The organism is Klebsiella sp. w6 (assembly GCF_033100215.1).
Lineage (GTDB): Bacteria > Pseudomonadota > Gammaproteobacteria > Enterobacterales > Enterobacteriaceae > Klebsiella > Klebsiella variicola.
Genome location: NZ_CP136907.1, coordinates 3,868,461 through 3,886,218 on the forward strand (window position 1 = coordinate 3,868,461; position 17,758 = coordinate 3,886,218).

General features: G+C 59.6%; 17 protein-coding genes, 1 pseudogene and 1 riboswitch. Of the genes and pseudogenes, 8 read left to right on the forward strand and 10 right to left on the reverse strand.

All coding sequences use genetic code 11. The features are described 5' to 3' along the window. The 4 genes from moaD to moaA form a co-directional block, all read right to left on the reverse strand. Positions 1–249: a molybdopterin synthase sulfur carrier subunit gene (gene moaD / locus R0140_RS19055; protein ID WP_008805749.1), complete on the reverse strand. Its 249-nt coding sequence runs from the start codon at positions 247–249 to the stop codon at positions 1–3. Then, positions 242–730, reverse strand: a complete 489-nt coding sequence (gene moaC, locus R0140_RS19060; protein WP_008805748.1) for a cyclic pyranopterin monophosphate synthase MoaC — start codon at positions 728–730, stop codon at positions 242–244. Before moaC ends, moaD begins: the two co-directional genes overlap by 8 nt. A 3-nt stretch (positions 731–733) precedes the next feature. Continuing rightward, on the reverse strand, positions 734–1,246 hold the full coding sequence (moaB, locus tag R0140_RS19065; protein WP_008805747.1) for a molybdenum cofactor biosynthesis protein B: 513 nt from the start codon (positions 1,244–1,246) through the stop codon (positions 734–736). A 23-nt stretch (positions 1,247–1,269) separates the two neighbouring features. Further along, positions 1,270–2,259: a GTP 3',8-cyclase MoaA gene (gene moaA / locus R0140_RS19070; protein WP_012968667.1), complete on the reverse strand. Its 990-nt coding sequence runs from the start codon at positions 2,257–2,259 to the stop codon at positions 1,270–1,272. Continuing rightward, positions 2,247–2,385, reverse strand: a riboswitch (molybdenum cofactor riboswitch). (Overlaps the previous gene by 13 nt.) A 208-nt stretch (positions 2,386–2,593) precedes the next feature. Between moaA and yvcK the strand changes: the two genes are divergently transcribed. The 4 genes from yvcK to pmrB all read left to right on the forward strand — a co-directional run bounded on the left by yvcK (position 2,594) and on the right by pmrB (position 7,015). Next, positions 2,594–3,499 carry a uridine diphosphate-N-acetylglucosamine-binding protein YvcK gene (gene yvcK, locus R0140_RS19075; protein WP_008805745.1) on the forward strand — a complete coding sequence of 302 codons (906 nt, stop codon included), beginning with the start codon at positions 2,594–2,596 and terminating at the stop codon, positions 3,497–3,499. A gap of 103 nt (positions 3,500–3,602) precedes the next feature. After that, positions 3,603–5,243 carry a phosphoethanolamine transferase EptA gene (gene eptA, locus R0140_RS19080; RefSeq protein WP_039102987.1) on the forward strand — a complete coding sequence of 547 codons (1,641 nt, stop codon included), beginning with the start codon at positions 3,603–3,605 and terminating at the stop codon, positions 5,241–5,243. Continuing rightward, entirely contained in the window at positions 5,243–5,914 is a 672-nt protein-coding gene (pmrA, locus tag R0140_RS19085; RefSeq protein ID WP_008805743.1) for a two-component system response regulator PmrA, read from the forward strand. The genes eptA and pmrA overlap by 1 nt, the downstream gene beginning before the upstream one ends. Positions 5,915–5,917: 3 nt before the next feature. Then, positions 5,918–7,015, forward strand: coding sequence for a two-component system sensor histidine kinase PmrB (gene pmrB / locus R0140_RS19090; RefSeq protein ID WP_023297249.1), 1,098 nt, complete (start codon positions 5,918–5,920; stop codon positions 7,013–7,015). A 250-nt stretch (positions 7,016–7,265) separates the two neighbouring features. On the opposite strand, the gene uvrB is transcribed toward pmrB, so the two are convergent. Continuing rightward, positions 7,266–9,287, reverse strand: coding sequence for an excinuclease ABC subunit UvrB (uvrB, locus tag R0140_RS19095; protein ID WP_008805740.1), 2,022 nt, complete (start codon positions 9,285–9,287; stop codon positions 7,266–7,268). Between the two features lie 411 nt (positions 9,288–9,698). Here uvrB and R0140_RS19100 point away from each other — a divergent pair. Next, a pseudogene (locus R0140_RS19100) lies at positions 9,699–9,908 on the forward strand (hypothetical protein); the annotation flags it as partial. Between the two features lie 89 nt (positions 9,909–9,997). After that, a complete protein-coding gene (locus R0140_RS19105; protein ID WP_008805739.1) occupies positions 9,998–10,720 on the forward strand; it encodes an ABC transporter ATP-binding protein in 723 nt (240 codons plus the stop codon). On the opposite strand, the gene bioD is transcribed toward R0140_RS19105, so the two are convergent. From bioD to bioB, 4 genes are read right to left on the reverse strand one after another with little or no spacing between them, the layout of a single operon-like run. Next, entirely contained in the window at positions 10,662–11,384 is a 723-nt protein-coding gene (gene bioD, locus R0140_RS19110) for a dethiobiotin synthase (protein ID WP_012542397.1), read from the reverse strand. The two genes, R0140_RS19105 and bioD, sit on opposite strands and share 59 nt — an antisense overlap. Continuing rightward, positions 11,377–12,132 (reverse strand): malonyl-ACP O-methyltransferase BioC, encoded by a 756-nt coding sequence (gene bioC, locus R0140_RS19115; RefSeq protein ID WP_023322249.1) that lies wholly within the window; start codon positions 12,130–12,132, stop codon positions 11,377–11,379. Before bioC ends, bioD begins: the two co-directional genes overlap by 8 nt. Further along, positions 12,116–13,273: an 8-amino-7-oxononanoate synthase gene (gene bioF, locus R0140_RS19120; protein ID WP_032739357.1), complete on the reverse strand. Its 1,158-nt coding sequence runs from the start codon at positions 13,271–13,273 to the stop codon at positions 12,116–12,118. Before bioF ends, bioC begins: the two co-directional genes overlap by 17 nt. Continuing rightward, positions 13,270–14,310 carry a biotin synthase BioB gene (bioB, locus tag R0140_RS19125; RefSeq protein ID WP_008805734.1) on the reverse strand — a complete coding sequence of 347 codons (1,041 nt, stop codon included), beginning with the start codon at positions 14,308–14,310 and terminating at the stop codon, positions 13,270–13,272. Before bioB ends, bioF begins: the two co-directional genes overlap by 4 nt. Before the next feature lie 85 nt (positions 14,311–14,395). Here bioB and bioA point away from each other — a divergent pair, with 85 nt between their 5' ends. Together bioA and R0140_RS19135 are read left to right on the forward strand one after the other, a co-directional pair. After that, entirely contained in the window at positions 14,396–15,685 is a 1,290-nt protein-coding gene (gene bioA, locus R0140_RS19130; RefSeq protein WP_012542401.1) for an adenosylmethionine--8-amino-7-oxononanoate transaminase, read from the forward strand. Between the two features lie 70 nt (positions 15,686–15,755). After that, entirely contained in the window at positions 15,756–16,232 is a 477-nt protein-coding gene (locus R0140_RS19135; protein ID WP_012542402.1) for a kinase inhibitor, read from the forward strand. A 100-nt stretch (positions 16,233–16,332) separates the two neighbouring features. Here R0140_RS19135 and R0140_RS19140 read toward each other — a convergent pair whose 3' ends face one another. Continuing rightward, a complete protein-coding gene (locus tag R0140_RS19140) occupies positions 16,333–17,715 on the reverse strand; it encodes an amino acid permease (RefSeq protein ID WP_022065242.1) in 1,383 nt (460 codons plus the stop codon). Between the last annotated feature and the right edge of the window lie 43 nt (positions 17,716–17,758).

Genomic DNA, 17,758 nt, shown 5'->3' on the forward strand with positions numbered 1-17,758 from the left:
TTAGCCTCCGGTCACCGGCGGGAAGAACGCCACTTCGTCGCCGCTGGCGACCGGATGGTCAAACGCGGTCAGCGTCTGGTTGACTGCCGCCAGCAGCTTGCCCTCTTCCAGGGCCAGCGCCCAGCGGTCGCCGCGCGCGGCAAGCTGCTGGCGCACGGCCTCGACGGTTGCCAGGTCGCTGGCGTCGAGTGTCAGGGCATCGGTGCCGACCAGTTCGCGCACCTGGGCGAAAAACAGAACCTTAATCATGGCGTTCGTCCACCTTAAAATCGCCGGACTTGCCGCCGCTTTTCGCCAGCAGGCGCAGCGGGCCAATGACCATATCTTTTTGCACCGCCTTGCACATGTCGTAGATGGTCAGCGCGGCAACGGAGGCGGCGGTCAATGCTTCCATCTCAACGCCGGTTTTACCGGTCAGACGGCAAAGTGACTCAATGCGCACCCGGTTATGCTCCGGCTGCGCCTGCAGATTGACTTCCACTTTGCTCAGCATCAGCGGATGACACAGCGGGATCAGCTCCCAGGTACGTTTTGCCGCCTGGATCCCGGCGATACGCGCGGTGGCGAACACATCGCCTTTATGGTGGCTGCCGTCGATAATCATCGCCAGCGTCGCCGCCTGCATTTCGACATAAGCCTCGGCGCGCGCTTCGCGCACCGTTTCCGCTTTGCCGGAGACATCCACCATATGGGCTTCGCCCGCGGCGTTAATATGGGTCAGTTGTGACATAGATTATTTCTTCAGGTGAGGAATGAAGTTACACGGACGGGTGCGAGCATCCAGCTGCGGGGCAATGATGTTGTCCCACGCCGTGCGGCAGGCTTTGGTCGAGCCCGGCATGGCAAAAATCAGCGTGCGGTTGGCGACGCCGGCCACGGCCCGGGACTGCAGCGTCGAGGTGCCGATCTCTTCGAACGACAGCATGCGGAACACTTCGCCAAAGCCTTCGACCTCACGGTCAAACAGCGGCAGCAGCGCTTCCGGCGCCTGGTCACCCTCGGTGAACCCGGTCCCGCCGGTGATCAGCACCACCTGCACGTCATCGCTGGCGATCCACGCCGACACCTGGGCGCGGATGGCGTAGCGGTTTTCTTTCACAATCGCCTTATCGACGACATGGTGTCCCGCCTCCTGCGCCGCCTCGCGCAGCCAGTGGCCGGAGGTATCATCCTCTTCGCCACGGCGGCTGGAAACAGTAAGAATAGCAATACGGGTCGGAATAAACTCAGCGCTAGCCTGGCTCATCTGAATGCTCCTTTCGAAAACGATTAACCGCCAATATAGGACAGGTTCTGCGTAATACCGGTGTTGCCCTGATGCAGGAAATGGGTCTGCTTTTTATGGGTCAAGGCTTCGGCTATCCGCGCTTCCAGCTCGGCCTGTTGCTCGTCCTCAGCCATCAGGTCGCGCAGGTCGACGCCGCCTTCGCCAAACAGACACAGGTGCAGTTTGCCAACGGATGAGACGCGCAGGCGGTTGCAGGTGGCGCAGAAATCTTTTTCATACGGCATGATGAGGCCGATTTCACCGGCGTAATCCGGGTGACAAAAGACCTGCGCCGGGCCATCGCTGCGCTGGCGGATCTGGTGGATCCAGCCGCGGCGCAGCAGCTCGTCGCGCAGCACCATGCCGGAAAGATGGTGACGGCGGAACAGATCGCTGCCCTCTCCGGTTTCCATCAGCTCAATAAAACGCAGCTGAATACGACGGGGTTGGATCCACGCGAGAAAGGTATCGAGCTGGTGATGATTAACATCACGCATCAGCACGGTATTGACCTTCACCTTGTCAAAGCCCGCGGCGAAAGCAGCATCAATGCCGTCCATCACCTGGTGGAACTTGTCCTGGCCGGTGATGGCCTGAAATTGACGGGCGTCGAGGCTATCAACGCTGACGTTAATCGCCGTCAGCCCGGCATCGCGCCAGCGTTCGACATCGCGCGCCAGGCGGTAACCGTTGGTGGTAACCGCAATCTGACGGATCGCCGGGTTTTCACGCACCGCGGCAATGATTTCGGTGAAGTCGCGACGCAGAGAGGGTTCCCCACCGGTGAGGCGAACTTTTTCGGTGCCCAGCGCGGAGAAAGCGCGCGTGACGCGGCGCACTTCGTCTACGCTGAGAAAGCCGTTGTTATTGACGGCGCCGGGTTTGTAGCCGTCCGGCAGGCAGTAGGTGCAACGGAAGTTGCACACATCGGTAATCGACAGACGCAGGTAAAAAAACTTACGCGCGAATGCATCGGTAAGCTGTGAGGCCATATACACCTTTCCAAATACGGGAGGCGCGGTCATTTCTTCCCACGCCCTGGCGACACCCGGAGGGGTCGCGGCCAAACCGCCATATCTTTTGACACAGGCGAAGAGGCTAGAGTGTTAACAGGTTATGCCGATAGTAGCGCGTTACGGACGGTTTCGCCATTTGCGATTTCGTTATATAACATTGTATATATCGCTACCTTCGTGCATTTTCGCTACAGAATAGCCATAAATCATTTTTTTGCCTTGATGTCGGTCAGTTTGTCGGGCTCCTCCCATCGTCTTTTAGGGGTAGATCGGGTAGTGTGTGGCCGTTTATGTGAAATAAGGAATTTCTATGCGCAATCGTACATTCGCTGACCTCGATCGGGTGGTCGCGCTCGGCGGCGGGCATGGTCTGGGCCGGGTGATGTCCTCCCTCTCCTCGCTCGGCTCGCGGCTGACCGGCATTGTCACCACCACCGACAACGGGGGCTCCACCGGGCGGATCCGCCGCTCGGAAGGCGGCATTGCCTGGGGCGATATGCGCAACTGCATCAATCAGTTAATTGCCGAGCCCAGCGTGGCGTCGGCGATGTTCGAGTATCGTTTTAGCGGTAATGGCGAACTTTCCGGGCATAACCTCGGAAATCTGATGTTAAAGGCGCTGGACCACCTGAGCGTGCGGCCTTTAGAAGCTATCAATTTAATCAGAAACCTGCTCAAAGTAGACGCGTTTCTTATCCCGATGTCGGAACAACCGGTGGATTTGATGGCGCTCGATCATGAAGGCCATGAAGTTTACGGCGAAGTGAATATCGATCAGCTCGACAACCTACCGCAGGAGCTGATGCTTACCCCACCGGTACCCGCCACTCGCGAGGCGGTGGAAGCGATCGCCGAAGCCGATCTGATCCTCATCGGCCCGGGCAGCTTTTACACCAGCCTGCTGCCGATCCTGCTGCTCGACGAGATGGCCCAGGCGCTGCGCCGCACCCCGGCGCCGATGGTGTTTATCGATAATCTGGGTAAAGAGCACAGCCCGGCGGCGAGGCTGTCGCTGGCGGAGCGCATTGCGATTATGGAGCGCTATGTGGGTAAGCGGGTGGTGGATGCGGTGATCGCCGGGCCAAAAGCCGATATCCGCGGCATCAACGACCGGCTGGTGATCCAGACGCCGCTGGAGGCCAGTGACGTGCCCTATCGCCATGATCGGGCGCTGCTTCGCGGCGCGCTGGAAAAGGCAATTCAGCTTCCTGGCTGACGCTGCGCGCCGGAGGGCCAACCTTCGGTGCACCTTAAAATCTTAAGGTTGTCTTAAAATAGGGCTGGCACTATACGCTTATCTCTTTCTGTGGGTAGGTATTATGTCGTTATTGCCTCTGCGTCGGCCGCTCTTCAGCCGCACGACTTATTTGATTCTCTTTGCTTGCTATATCGGTATCTTTCTCAACCTGGCTTTTTATCGCCAGGTTTTCCCGTTACTGCCGGTAAACAGCCTGCATAACTGGCTGGTATTCCTCAGTATGCCGATCGTGGCCATTAGCGTGATGAATATCATCACCACCCTCGCCTCGTTCCTGAAGCTCGATCGGGTGGTCATCAGCCTGTTTATTCTGCTCAGCGCGTCGGCGCAGTACTTTATCTGGAACTTCGGGGTAGTGATCGACCGCAGCATGATCACCAATATCCTCGACACCACTCCGGCGGAGAGCTTTGCTCTGCTCTCCGGCGAAATGATCGCCGTCCTCGGCCTCTCGGGGGTTTTAGCGGTATTCGTCGCCTGGTGGGTGAAAATCCGTAAGCCCGCCACGCGGTGGCGCGGCGCGGCGATGCGCCTGCTCAATATCGCCGTTTCGGCGCTGCTGATTATTCTGGTGGCCGCGCTGTTCTACAAAGATTACGCCTCGGTGTTCCGTAACAACAAAGAGCTGGTGAAATCCCTGAGTCCCTCCAACAGCATTGTGGCGCTGAACTCGTGGTATGCGCACAACCGCATGGACAATCTGCCGCTGGTGAAGATTGGCGAAGATGCCAGGCAGAAACCAGTGATGCATAGCGGCCCCCGCAAAAACCTGACGATTGTGGTGCTGGGCGAAACCTCGCGCGCCGGGAACTTCTCGCTGGGCGGCTACGATCGGGAGACTAACCCACGCCTGCAACAGGACGACGTGGTGTACTTCCCGAAAACCACCTCCTGCGGCACGGCAACTGCGGTTTCCGTCCCCTGTATGTTCTCCAATATGCCGCGCGCGCATTACGATGAAGAACTGGCGCACCATCAGGAAGGCGTCCTGGATATTCTGCAGCGCGCCGGTGTTCAGGTGCTGTGGAACGACAATGACGGTGGCTGTAAGGGCGCCTGTGACCGCGTACCGCACCAGAACGTCACCGAACTGCACCTCAGCGGTCAGTGCATCGACGGCGAGTGCTACGATGAGGTCCTGTTCCATAATCTGGACAGTTACATCGACAACCTGAAACAGGATGGCATTATCGTACTGCATACTATCGGCAGCCACGGCCCGACCTATTACAACCGCTATCCGGCTGAATTCAAAAAATTCACCCCGACCTGCGATACCAATGAAATCCAAAGTTGTACGCAACAACAGTTGACCAATACCTACGACAACACCATTCTGTATGTCGACTATGTTGTTGATAAAGCGATAAAATTACTACAATCCAAACAGGATAAATTTACCACTAGCCTGGTTTATTTGTCCGATCACGGCGAATCGCTGGGTGAAGATGGCGTCTATTTGCATGGTCTGCCGTACTCAATTGCGCCGGATACGCAAAAACACGTGCCCATGCTGCTGTGGCTGTCGCCGGATTACCAGCAACGTTACGGTGTCTCCAGCCAGTGTTTGCAACAACAGGCCAAGACGAAGGATTATTCACAAGATAATCTGTTCTCCACCCTGCTCGGCCTGCTCGGCGTCAGCACCCACGAGTACCAGGCAGCAGATGATATTTTAACGCCATGTAGAGAGGCTGGTTGATGAAAATCTTAGTCATTGAAGACGATGCGCTGCTGTTGCAGGGGTTGATTCTGGCGATGCAAAGTGAAGGATACGTATGCGACGGCGTCTCCACAGCGCACGAAGCGGCGCTATCGTTGGCCAGCAATCACTACAGCCTGATCGTACTCGACCTCGGCCTGCCGGATGAAGACGGTCTGCATTTTCTCACCCGCATGCGGCGGGAGAAGATGACCCAGCCGGTGCTGATCCTCACCGCCCGTGATACGCTTGAGGATCGCATTAGCGGTCTCGATACCGGCGCGGATGACTATCTGGTGAAACCCTTTGCCCTGGAAGAGCTGAATGCGCGCATTCGCGCCCTGCTCCGCCGGCATAATAACCAGGGCGATAACGAAATCAGCGTCGGCGATCTGCGCCTCAACGTCACCCGCCGCCTGGTATGGCTGGGTGAGACGGCGCTGGAATTGACGCCAAAAGAGTATGCCCTGCTGTCGCGGCTGATGATGAAAGCCGGTAGCCCGGTGCATCGTGAAATCCTCTACAACGACATCTACAGCTGGGACAACGAGCCGGCGACCAATACCCTTGAGGTGCATATTCATAACCTGCGCGAAAAGATTGGCAAATCGCGGATCCGCACCGTCAGGGGTTTTGGCTATATGCTGGCTAACCACATCGACACGGAATAGACCATGGCTCTGTTTGCAACCGAAACCTGGACCATGCGCAACCGGCTGCTGCTGACCATTGGCGCCATCCTGGTGGTCTGCCAGCTGATCAGCGTCTTCTGGCTATGGCATGAGAGCAAAGAGCAGATCCAGCTGCTGGTGGCCAGCGCCATCGAAGGCCACAATAACCAGAAACATGTGGAGCATGAGGTACGGGAAGCGGTCGCCAGCCTGCTGGTGCCGAGCCTGTTGATCGTTGGCCTGGCGCTGTATATCAGCATGCTGGCGGTGCGCAAGATCACCCGCCCGCTCTCCCGACTGCAAAGCGAGCTGGAGAGCCGCACGCCGGATAACCTCACCCCCATCGTGCTCAGCGAATCGGTGCCCGAAGTCACGGCGGTGACCACCGCCCTGAATCAGCTGGTTTCCCGCCTCAATCTGACCCTCGACCGTGAGCGGCTGTTTACCGCTGATGTGGCGCATGAGCTACGTACCCCGCTGGCCGGCCTGCGGTTGCACCTCGAACTACTGGCGAAAGTGCACGGCGTGGGCGTCGACCCGCTGATCCAGCGCCTCGACCAGATGACCACCAGCATTTCGCAGCTGCTGCAGCTGGCGCGCGTCGGACAGTCTTTTTCCGCCGGCAGCTATCAGCAGGTGCTGCTGCTGGATGACGTGGTCAAACCGCTGCAGGATGAGCTGGAGACCATGCTGGCGCAGCGTCAGCAGCGGCTGCTGCTGACGGATGTCGAAAGCGAGGCCATCGTCTCTGGCGACGCGACGTTAATCCGTGTGATCCTGCGCAATCTGGTGGAGAATGCTCACCGCTACAGCCCGGAAGGGTCAACTATCCGCGTGTCGGTGAAAGCGGGCCTGATGCCGGTGATGGCGGTGGAAGATGAAGGCCCAGGGATTGATGAGGCGAAAAGCGGCGAACTCAGTAAAGCGTTTGTGCGCATGGACAGTCGCTACGGCGGCATAGGCCTCGGACTGAGCATCGTCACGCGCATTGCTCAGCTGCATGACGCCCAGTTCTTCCTGCACAACCGCCAGCCGGGGCCCGGCGTCCGCGCGTGGGTGTTATTCCCGCGGCGCGCGGGTCAGAACGTCAGTACCCACTGATGGAAAAAGGCAACAATAATAACCAGGGCGGTGGCGACCGCCAGATATTCACGGAAGTTGATTTTTTGCATGGGCGCTATCCTCATCATGGGGAGGTTAGTGTCGCCTGGCGAGATTAAGCAAACATTAAGAAGGCCGCAATGCGGCCTTTTTTCTTCTCAAAGGTTTGCTATCTGGTAGCGGGACAATGAGAGAAGCGTCCCGCCTTCACTACGCCCCACACGCCCACTCCGGCAGTATGCGCCGGGACTCAGGAGGCGGCGATAAACAGCTCGCGCAGCTGATGCAACTGGTCGCGAATTTGCGCCGCCTCTTCGAACTCGAGGTTCTGGGCGTGCTGCATCATCTGCCCTTCCAGCTCGTGGATCTTCTGCTGCAGCGCTTTTGGCGTCATCTCCACGGCGCTAAGCCCGGCAGGCTCAACGGCCTTCGCTTTACCGCGCCCTTTGGCTTTAGTTTTCGCCAGGCCCTGGCCCAACTGCAGGATATCCACCACTTTCTTGTTGAGGCCCTGCGGTACGATGCCATGCTCTTCGTTATAACGCTGCTGTTTCTCCCGTCGACGCTCGGTCTCGCCAATGGCTTTGGCCATGGAAGGGGTGATCTTATCGCCGTAAAGGATGGCCTTGCCGTTGATGTTTCGCGCCGCGCGGCCGATGGTCTGGATAAGCGAGCGTTCGGAGCGCAGGAAGCCCTCTTTATCGGCATCCAGGATCGCCACCAGCGACACCTCCGGCATATCCAGCCCCTCACGCAGCAGGTTGATCCCTACCAGCACGTCAAACTCGCCAAGGCGCAGGTCGCGGATAATCTCCATGCGCTCGACGGTGTCGATATCCGAGTGCAGATAGCGCACCCGCTCGCCGTGCTCCTCAAGATACTCGGTTAAATCCTCCGCCATCCGCTTAGTGAGGGTGGTCACCAGCACGCGCTCGTTGATGGCCGTGCGCAGGCGGATCTCTGACAACAGATCGTCTACCTGGGTGGCTACCGGCCGCACTTCGATGATCGGGTCAAGCAGACCGGTCGGCCGCACCACCTGATCCACCACTTCGCCGCCGGATTTATCCAGCTCATAGGCGCCGGGGGTTGCCGAGACGTAGATGGTTTGCGGGGCCAGCGCTTCAAATTCTTCAAACTTCATCGGCCGGTTATCCAGCGCCGACGGCAGGCGGAAACCGTACTCCACCAGCGTCTCTTTGCGCGCCCGGTCGCCCCGGTACATACCGCCGATCTGCGGCACCGTAACGTGGGATTCGTCTATCACCAGCAGACCGTCTGCCGGCAGATAGTCAAACAGAGTGGGCGGCGGCTCGCCGGGCCCGCGACCGGAAAGGAAGCGCGAGTAGTTTTCAATGCCCGAGCAGTAGCCCAGCTCGTTCATCATTTCGAGGTCGAACTGGGTACGCTGGGTTAAGCGCTGCTCTTCCAGAAGCTTGTTGTTGGCCAGCAGAACCTTGCGCCGCTCCGCCAGCTCCAGCTTGATCTCTTCCATCGCCTGGACGATGCGTTCCCGCGGCGTCACGTAGTGGGTCTTGGGATAAATGGTGTAGCGCGGCACCGTCGATTCCACGTGGCCGGTGAGCGGGTCGAACAGCGACAGGCGCTCGACCTCTTCATCAAACAGCTCAATGCGCAGCGCGATATCGTCGGATTCCGCCGGGAAGACGTCGATCACCTCGCCGCGCACGCGAAAGGTGCCGCGCTGGAAGGCCTGATCGTTGCGGGTATACTGCAGTTCGGCCAGACGGCGCAGGATAGCGCGCTGGTCAATCAGCATCCCGACCGTCAGGTGCAGCATCATCTTCAGGTACAGGTCCGGGTCGCCGAGGCCGTAGATAGCCGAGACTGACGCCACCACCACCACGTCGCGCCGCTCGAGCAGCGCTTTGGTCGCCGACAAGCGCATCTGCTCGATATGTTCGTTTACCGAGGCGTCCTTCTCAATGAAGGTATCTGAGCTGGGGACGTAGGCTTCCGGCTGATAGTAATCGTAGTAGGAGACGAAATACTCGACGGCATTCTCCGGGAAAAACTCTTTCATCTCGCCGTAGAGCTGGGCCGCCAGGGTTTTGTTTGGCGCCAGCACCATCGTCGGCCGCTGCAGGTCGGCAATTACGTTGGCGATGGTGAAGGTTTTACCGGAGCCGGTGACCCCCAGCAGCGTTTGATGCGCGAGCCCATCCTCCAGCCCCTCTTCCAGGCGGCGGATGGCTTCCGGTTGGTCTCCGGAGGGGCGAAAGGCGGAATGCAGAACAAACGATTTACTCATTGATCAAAACCTGAAGATGGATTTAGCGGCCGGTGTTTAATTCTACCCTCCGGGCCATTTTTTGCCAACAAATTATACTGGATATTTAAACAGTGCATCACTATGATAGCGTCAGCAAACGGCTTATTTCGCCGCCATGGTGCGCATAAAACGCGCGCCGGGTGGAATAATCCTCCGGCCGGCAGGGTTATCCCCAGAAATTTTTACCTTTTAACATTTGTCAAGCGGACGGGTGAAAGTTTTATGGCAGTAGATGACGCTTTTCTTACACCCATTGATTTTATCTAACAAACTGATATTTAATGAATTTAAAGAAAAGACGCCTTTCGCGCCAATTCAGCCGCAGGCCGCGTACGCTCTAGCTTACCGCAGGTTTTCTAACTCTAATACACAAGGTTATCCACAGGAATAGTGGATAACTGTCTGCAGCCCAAGACCGCCGCCGCCCGGCGCAAATCGACTTTCGCCGTAAACCGTGCGGCGAAAAATTTTTATCGAACTATTTTTGATAACTATCCGTTTAAAGCCGCTCGATTTTTGCTGCTTTTTGCACCACCCTTTAGCGTCGGGCACCGGAAAAGTGCAGCGCCCGCGCTGACTATGCCCGATGGTGTCGGCGTTTCGCGGTTTTTTCCGAGCGTTCTTTTTCCTGGCAAGAGTTTTGCAGCATCTTTCTGTCGCCCTGACGCCAGGATAAGGAGAAAACGTCCATGTTGAATTTACAGGCAGTAAATCATTTTTACGGTAATCAGCACTCGCTGTGGAATGTCGATCTTGAACTACGCCCGGGAGAGTGCATTGGCGTACTGGGACGCGAGGGAATGGGAAAAACCACCCTGGTCAACTGCATTGCCGGCCATCTGCCGGTGGCCAGCGGTCGGATGACCTGGCATGACATTGGCGCCCCGCCGTGCGATCTCACCCCCCTGTCCGCACAGTCGCGCAGCGCCATCGGCATCGGCTACGTGCCGCAGGATAAACGCATCTTTTCCCAGCTCAGCGTGGAAGAGAACCTGCATATTGCCCTGGCGGCCGGGAAACCCGGGGCTAACGCCAGCGGCGGCGAAATTTATGACCATTTTCCCGAACTCTATGCGCTACGGCAGCGCAAAGGCGCTTCGCTAAGCGCCGACGATCAGTACCAGCTGGCGCTGGCCAGGGCGCTGATCGTCCAGCCACGACTGCTGATCCTTGACGAACCCTCACGCGGCGCAGGGCCGCGCTGCCTGCAAAAGCTGGCGGAATTGCTGCTGCGGTTAAATCGCGATATCGGTCTGACGGTGCTGCTCGCCGAGCAGCACCTGCCCTTTATCCGCCGGGTGGCGGATCGGTTCTGTGTCCTTCACCGGGGGCGTAATGTCGCCGAGGGCGATATTATGGCGCTGGATGAACCGCTGCTGGCGCAGTGGATGACGCCAGATCCAGCGCGCTGAGATCCAGATACTGGCCGAGATCGTCGCGCTGCGCGATATCGACAAGCCACGGTATTTCACCAAGAAACGGCGCGGCCAACCGGTTTTTCAGCGTCGCCAGATATTCGCCATGGCGCTTGCCCGGCGGCTGCACGTCATTGGCGATCCAGCCCGCCAGCGGCAGCCCCGCCTGGCGCACCGCCTGGGCGGTAAGCATCGCATGGTTGATACAGCCGAGCTTGACCCCCACCACCAGAATCACCGGCAGCTGCTCCTGCTGCGCCCAGTCGGCGAAGGTCAGGGTGTCCGAGAGCGGCGTAAACCAGCCGCCGGCCCCTTCCACCAGTACCCAGTCTGCCAGGCGCTCCAGTTCGCGTAAGCCACTGGAAAGCGCCGCCGCGGCAATCGGTCGCCCTTCATCGGCGCTAATAATATGCGGCGAGGTCGGTTCGGCAAAAGTATAAGGGTTGACCTGTTCATAGCTCAGCGCCACCCGGCTATTACGCTGCAGAGCCAGCGCATCTTCATTGCGTAACCCTTGTGCGGTCAGGTCGCTACCGGAAGCCACCGGTTTATAGCCGGCGGTGTTAAAACCCAACTGGTTCGCCGCCTGCAGCAGTGCGCTGCTGGCGACCGTTTTCCCGACTTCAGTATCGGTTCCGGTGACGAAAAAACGTTTAGTCACGTTCAATGACTCCTGTAAAAAGATAATACGTCAGCGGGCAGATACCCTGCTGTTGCGGCCAGGCCAGCTGCAGTTCGCGCAGTTTGCCGCGGCCAAGCGGGGCGGATGCCCTCCCCTGGTGCAAATGGGTAGCGCCGATGCCCTTCAGGGAGCGCATAGCGCTCAGCGCATCGGCGAACGGCAGGCTAATCTGATGAACGATGCCTTCGGCGCGCAGGCCGCTCAGCGCCGCCCTTACCGCCGGTTCGCTGAGAAAACGGTTGGCATGCGGACGGTCGTCAATAGCCTGCCACGCCTGATTAAGCTCCGGCAGCGATCCGGCCAGCAGCGTGGTAAACGCCACCCGCCCGCCGGGTCGCACCACCCGGCACAGCTCGCCGATCGCCGCGCGCAGATCGTCGCACCACTGCACCGCCAGGTTGCTCCATGCCAGATCGACGCAGCCATCCGGCAGCGGCAGCGCTTCGATATCGCCCTGCAGATAATGCTGCGCGGCGTCGTGGCGCTGCGCCTGGGCCAGCATGCCGGCGGAGAGATCCAGCGCGGTCACCACGCTGCCCGCCTCACGCCAGTAGCGGCTCATGCTGCCGGGGCCGCAGCCAGCATCCAGCACCTGAGCAAAATCGCGGCGCGCCAGCTGGCGCAGCAGCAGATCGGCGCTGCGCCGCTGCAGTTCATCATGTTGCGTATAGCCGCTGGCCGCCCGGCCAAACGCCGCGGCCACCGCCTGCTTATTCACCGTGACCATGCAGCGCCTCCAGTAAACGGTTAATGTCCTCAGCCTGATGAGCGGCGGTCAGGGTCAGACGCAGGCGAGCGCTGCCGACCGGCACCGTCGGTGGTCGGATCGCCGTCGCCCAGCAGCCGGCCCCGCGCAGACGGCAGGCCAGGCTCAGCGCTCGCGCGTTATCGCCGACGATCAGCGGCTGGATCGCGCTGACGGAATCGGTCAGCCCCAGCGACACATCGCCCATCCCTGCACGGAACTGACGGATGCGGGCGGCCAGGGTTTCCCGCCGCTGCTGGCCCTCATCGCTACGAATGACCCGCAGCGCCGCGCTCAGCGCCACCGCCTGGGCGGGCGGCATGGCGGTGCTGTAGATCAGATGACGGGCAAACTGCAGCAGATAATCGGCCATCGATTCGCTGCACAGTACCGCCGCGCCGCTCACCCCAAACGCCTTACCGAAGGTGACCACCAGCAGCTCCGGGCGCACCCCCTGCTCGGCGCAGCTTCCACGCCCTTCCTCACCAACCACGCCGATGCCGTGGGCGTCATCCGCCAGCAATACCGCCCCGGCGGTCTGCGCTGCGGCATGAATGGCCGCCAGCGGCGCGCTGTCGCCGTCCATACTGAAAATGCCTTCAGTCACCACTAACTGCAGACCGTCCAGCGGTTTCGCCAGCAGTTGCGCGAGCTGCTGCGGATCGTTGTGGGCAAAGCGCCGCAGCTGGGCCGGGCTGAGGCTCGCCGCTTCCAGCAGGGAGGCGTGGCTCAGGCGGTCGGCGACAATCCGATCCTCTTTTTCCGCCAGCGCGGCAACCAGCGCCTGATTGGCGGCAAAGCCGGAGATAAACAGTAGCGCGCGCGGGTAACCGAGCCAGTCGGCAAGTTCCTCTTCCAGCGCGCGGTGGGCCTCACTATAGCCGCTCACGTGGCCCGATCCGCCGGAGCCGACGCCATAACGTTCCGCCCCCTGCTGCCAGGCGGCGATAATGCCGGCATGCTGGCTCAGGCCCAGGTAATCATTGCTGGAGAAGTTGAGCCAGCGCTCCCCTTCGCGCTCCAGCCAGCGTCCGGCGCCGTGGCTTACCGGCAGGCGGCGGCGAAACGCATCCGTCTGCCGCCGCTCGTCCAGCGCCCGCTCGATTCGTTGCTGCCAGGTCATAGCGCCGCCGCGTTGTAATATTCCTCAGTGTCGGGGGTGAGTAAGGCCTGCTCCAGGCGCTGCTGCTGCTCATTATCGCCCTCCAGTACAGCCGTCTGCTGCGGGTTGATCCCCAGCTTGCGGAACAGCTGCAGGTCTTTGTCCTCTTCCGGGTTCGGCGTGGTGAGCAGCTTGCAGCCGTAAAAAATCGAGTTCGCCCCGGCCATAAAGCACATCGCCTGGGTCTGCTCGTTCATCTGTTCGCGGCCGGCGGAGAGACGCACGTAAGAGGTGGGCATCATGATGCGTGCGATGGCGATGGTGCGGATGAAATCGAAAGCGTCGACATCGTCGTTATCCGCCAGCGGCGTGCCTTTAACTTTCACCAGCATGTTGATCGGCACACTCTCCGGCGGCGTCGGCAGATTAGCCAGCTGCAGCAGCAGCCCGGCGCGATCTTTTACGGTCTCTCCCAGCCCGACGATGCCGCCGGAGCAGACTTTGATCCCGGCATCGCGCACTTTATCCAGCGTATCCAGACGCTCCTGATAGGTACGGGTGGTGATGATGTTGCCGTAAAATTCCGGCGAGGTGTCGAGGTTATGGTTGTAGTAATCAAGCCCCGCACCGGCCAGGCGCTGCGCCTGGCTATCGGTAAGGGTACCGAGCGTCATACAGGACTCCAGACCCAGCGCCTTGACGCCTTTCACCATCTGCTCCAGATAGGGCATATCGCGGTCATTGGGGTTCTTCCACGCCGCGCCCATGCAGAAGCGAGTGGAGCCGGCGTTTTTCGCCTGACGTGCCGACTCCAGCACCTGCTCGACTTCCATCAGGCGCTCGGATTCAAGACCGGTTTTGTAGCGTGCGCTTTGCGGGCAATATTTACAGTCTTCCGGACAAGCGCCGGTTTTAATCGACAGCAACGTACTGACCTGCACCTGACGCGGGTCAAAATGCTGGCGGTGGATTTGCTGCGCTTCGAATAACAGATCGATGAGTGGTTTATTAAATAACTCAGTAACTTGCGACATTGTCCAGCGTGCGTGGTGAGCCATTAGCCTCTCCAAAAGGTTTTGTTAATTTGCGGTTCGGTTTATACTCGTAAACCTAAATGTTTTCAAAATGGTTTACAAGTCGCTTATGACACTGGACGATCTCGCCTTCGATCGGCGCCACATCTGGCACCCCTACACCTCTATGACTTCCCCCCTGCCGGTCTACCCGGTGGTTTCCGCCCACGGGTGCGAGCTGTCCCTCGCCGGCGGTGAACAACTGGTTGACGGCATGTCCTCCTGGTGGGCGGCGATCCACGGCTACAATCACCCGCGCCTCAATGCGGCGATGAAAGCGCAGATCGATCAGATGTCGCACGTGATGTTTGGCGGGATCACCCATCCGTCGGCGGTGGCGCTGTGCCGCCAACTGGTGGCGATGACCCCGGAATCGCTGGAGTGCGTTTTCCTCGCCGATTCCGGTTCGGTGGCGGTAGAGGTGGCGATGAAAATGGCGCTGCAGTACTGGCAGGCCAAAGGCCAGCCGCGTCGTCGTTTCCTGACCTTCCGCAACGGCTATCATGGCGACACGTTCGGCGCGATGTCGGTCTGCGATCCGCAGAATTCAATGCACAGCCTGTGGCAGGGCTATCTGCCGGATAACCTGTTTGCCCCCGCGCCGCAAAGCCGCTTCGACGGCGAGTGGGATGAGCTGGATATGGTGCCGTTTGCCCGCCTGATGGCCGCGCATCGCCACGACATCGCCGCGGTGATCCTCGAACCGATCGTCCAGGGCGCCGGCGGAATGCGGATGTACCATCCGGAGTGGCTGAGGCGGGTGCGTAAAATGTGCGACCGGGAAGGGATTTTGCTGATCGCCGATGAGATTGCTACCGGCTTTGGCCGCACCGGCAAACTGTTCGCCTGCGAACACGCTGGTATCGCCGCCGATATTCTGTGTCTGGGTAAAGCGCTGACCGGCGGCACCATGACTCTTTCCGCCGCACTGACCACCCGCGAGATCGCGGAAACCATCAGCAATGGCGAAGCCGGCTGCTTTATGCACGGCCCCACCTTTATGGGCAATCCGCTGGCCTGCGCGGTGGCAAGCGAAAGCCTGCGCCTGCTGGAGAGCGGCGAGTGGCAACAGCAGGTGGCGGCGATTGAAGCCCAACTACAGGCCGAGCTGGCTTCGGCGCGGGGATCTGCGCTGGTCGCCGATGTGCGCGTGCTGGGCGCGATTGGCGTGGTTGAAACCCGGCGTCCGGTAAATATGGCCGCCCTGCAGCGCTTTTTCGTCGAACAAGGGGTGTGGATCCGCCCGTTTGGCCGTCTGATTTATCTGATGCCCCCGTACATCATCACGCCCAAACAGCTGACCCGCCTGACCCGTGCGGTCAACCTGGCCGTGCAGGACGAAACATTTTTTAGCGAATAAACAGCGGATTCGCGCCGCCGGGAAGGCTACACTTCTTTGTTAATCTGCACATTATCAATGAGGATGAAGCATGAAATTGATCAGTCACGATCTCCAGGACGGCGGCAAGCTGCCTAATCGTCACGTCTTCAACGGCATGGGCTATGATGGCGACAATATTTCGCCGCACCTGATGTGGGATGATGTGCCCGCGGGCACCAAAAGCTTTGTCGTCACCTGCTACGACCCGGATGCACCGACCGGCTCCGGCTGGTGGCACTGGGTGGTAGTCAACCTGCCTGCCGATACTCGGGTGCTACCGCAGGGTGCCGGCTCCGGTCAGGCGGAGCTACCGGAAGAGGCCGTTCAGACCCGCACCGATTTTGGTAAGGCAGGCTACGGCGGCGCGGCACCGCCGAAGGGCGAAACCCACCGCTACATTTTTACCGTCCACGCCCTGGATATCGATAAGATTGATGTCGATGCCGAGGCGAGCGGCGCGATGGTCGGCTTTAACGTCCATTTCCATTCCCTCGCCAGCGCTTCCATCACCGCCCTGTTCAGTTAATTATCCCCCCGGATAGCGGCTTACGCCTTATCCGGGCTACTCGCTACAGTCAGTGCCATTTGTAGCCCCGGTAAGCGCAGCGCCACCGGGGAGATTGACCTTACTGTTCCGTGGCCACCTGCAGCGCGGTTTTACGCACGCGTGCATACCACACCACCGTCAGCAGCCCCAACCAGACCAACCCGGCTAACAGCGCCACGCGCGTCTCTTCCACCATTCCCAGCACGGCGATCACCAGCCCCATAAACAGTAGCGTCAACAGCGGGCCAACCGGCCAGAAGGGGATCGGGAATTCGATCTTACTGCGCTCTTCGGCCGACAAACCGCGGCGCATCGAGAAATGAGAGAGCAGGATCATCAGCCACACCCAGACGGTGGCGAACGCCGCCAGCGAGGCAATCAGGACAAAGACCTGTTCCGGCATCAGATAGTTAAGCACCACCGCCACCAGCAGCGCCACGCCCATCACCACCACCGTCATCCAGGGTACGCCGTTGCTGGCAATCCGCTGGAAGCACTTCGGCGCAAGCCCCTCTTTCGACATGCCGTACATCATGCGCCCGGCGCCAAAAATATCGCTGTTAATCGCCGAGATACTGGCGCTAATCACGATGATATTCAGCACGGTCGCCGCCGCCGGGATCCCGAGGCCATCGAAGATCAGCACAAACGGACTGCCCTGCTCGCCAAAACTATTCCACGGGAAGATCGCCATCAGCACCGCCAGGGTGCAGACGTAAAACAGAATAATACGCAGCGGAATGGTGTTGATGGCCTGCGGGATGACCTTCTTCGGGTTCTGCGCTTCCGCCGCGGTGACGCCGATAATTTCCACGCCGCCGAAAGCGAACATCACGATGCCAAGCGAGGCGATGATCCCCTGCCAGCCATGTGGCGCAAAGCCGCCGTGGCTCCACAAATTTTCCAGGCCGGTAGCCGGGAAACTATGGCCAAAGCCAAAGAAGATGATCCCCGCGCCCGCCGCCATCATGGCGATAATCGCCACCACTTTAATCAGCGACAGCCAGAACTCCATCTCACCGAACACCCGCACGTTGCACAGGTTCATCGCGCCAATAAAGAAGATGATGCTGAGGATCCAGATCCAGCGCGGCACATCGGGATACCACAGTCCCATATAGATACCGAACGCGGTGACGTCGGCCAGCGCCACGATCACCATTTCAAAGGTGTAGGTCCAGCCGGTAATAAACCCGGCGAGCGGCCCGAGATACTGGCGCGCATAGCTGCCAAAGGAGCCGGAAACCGGATTGCGCACCGCCATTTCACCCAGCGCGCGCATGACCATAAAGACCGCCGCGCCGCCAATCAGGTAGGCCAGCAGCACCGCCGGGCCCGCCGCCTTAATGGCGGAGGCCGAACCGTAGAACAGCCCGGTGCCGATAGCGGAACCGAGCGCAATAAAACGAATGTGTCGGGCATTCAGCCCGCGCAGCAGATGCGGTTTGTGTTGTTGTTGCATATACAGGTGTCCTGATTTTTTTATATGACGACAAATATGCGAT

What these genes read in the sequence shown, in the direction of transcription:
- moaD (WP_008805749.1), bottom strand. Translation starts at nt 249, where the DNA reads ATGATTAAGGTTCTGTTTTTCGCCCAGGTGCGCGAACTGGTCGGCACC.
- moaC (WP_008805748.1), bottom strand. Translation starts at nt 730, where the DNA reads ATGTCACAACTGACCCATATTAACGCCGCGGGCGAAGCCCATATGGTG.
- moaB (WP_008805747.1), bottom strand. Translation starts at nt 1,246, where the DNA reads ATGAGCCAGGCTAGCGCTGAGTTTATTCCGACCCGTATTGCTATTCTT.
- moaA (WP_012968667.1), bottom strand. Translation starts at nt 2,259, where the DNA reads ATGGCCTCACAGCTTACCGATGCATTCGCGCGTAAGTTTTTTTACCTG.
- yvcK (WP_008805745.1), top strand. Translation starts at nt 2,594, where the DNA reads ATGCGCAATCGTACATTCGCTGACCTCGATCGGGTGGTCGCGCTCGGC.
- eptA (WP_039102987.1), top strand. Translation starts at nt 3,603, where the DNA reads ATGTCGTTATTGCCTCTGCGTCGGCCGCTCTTCAGCCGCACGACTTAT.
- pmrA (WP_008805743.1), top strand. Translation starts at nt 5,243, where the DNA reads ATGAAAATCTTAGTCATTGAAGACGATGCGCTGCTGTTGCAGGGGTTG.
- pmrB (WP_023297249.1), top strand. Translation starts at nt 5,918, where the DNA reads ATGGCTCTGTTTGCAACCGAAACCTGGACCATGCGCAACCGGCTGCTG.
- uvrB (WP_008805740.1), bottom strand. Translation starts at nt 9,287, where the DNA reads ATGAGTAAATCGTTTGTTCTGCATTCCGCCTTTCGCCCCTCCGGAGAC.
- R0140_RS19105 (WP_008805739.1), top strand. Translation starts at nt 9,998, where the DNA reads ATGTTGAATTTACAGGCAGTAAATCATTTTTACGGTAATCAGCACTCG.
- bioC (WP_023322249.1), bottom strand. Translation starts at nt 12,132, where the DNA reads ATGGTCACGGTGAATAAGCAGGCGGTGGCCGCGGCGTTTGGCCGGGCG.
- bioF (WP_032739357.1), bottom strand. Translation starts at nt 13,273, where the DNA reads ATGACCTGGCAGCAACGAATCGAGCGGGCGCTGGACGAGCGGCGGCAG.
- bioB (WP_008805734.1), bottom strand. Translation starts at nt 14,310, where the DNA reads ATGGCTCACCACGCACGCTGGACAATGTCGCAAGTTACTGAGTTATTT.
- bioA (WP_012542401.1), top strand. Translation starts at nt 14,396, where the DNA reads ATGACACTGGACGATCTCGCCTTCGATCGGCGCCACATCTGGCACCCC.
- R0140_RS19135 (WP_012542402.1), top strand. Translation starts at nt 15,756, where the DNA reads ATGAAATTGATCAGTCACGATCTCCAGGACGGCGGCAAGCTGCCTAAT.
- R0140_RS19140 (WP_022065242.1), bottom strand. Translation starts at nt 17,715, where the DNA reads ATGCAACAACAACACAAACCGCATCTGCTGCGCGGGCTGAATGCCCGA.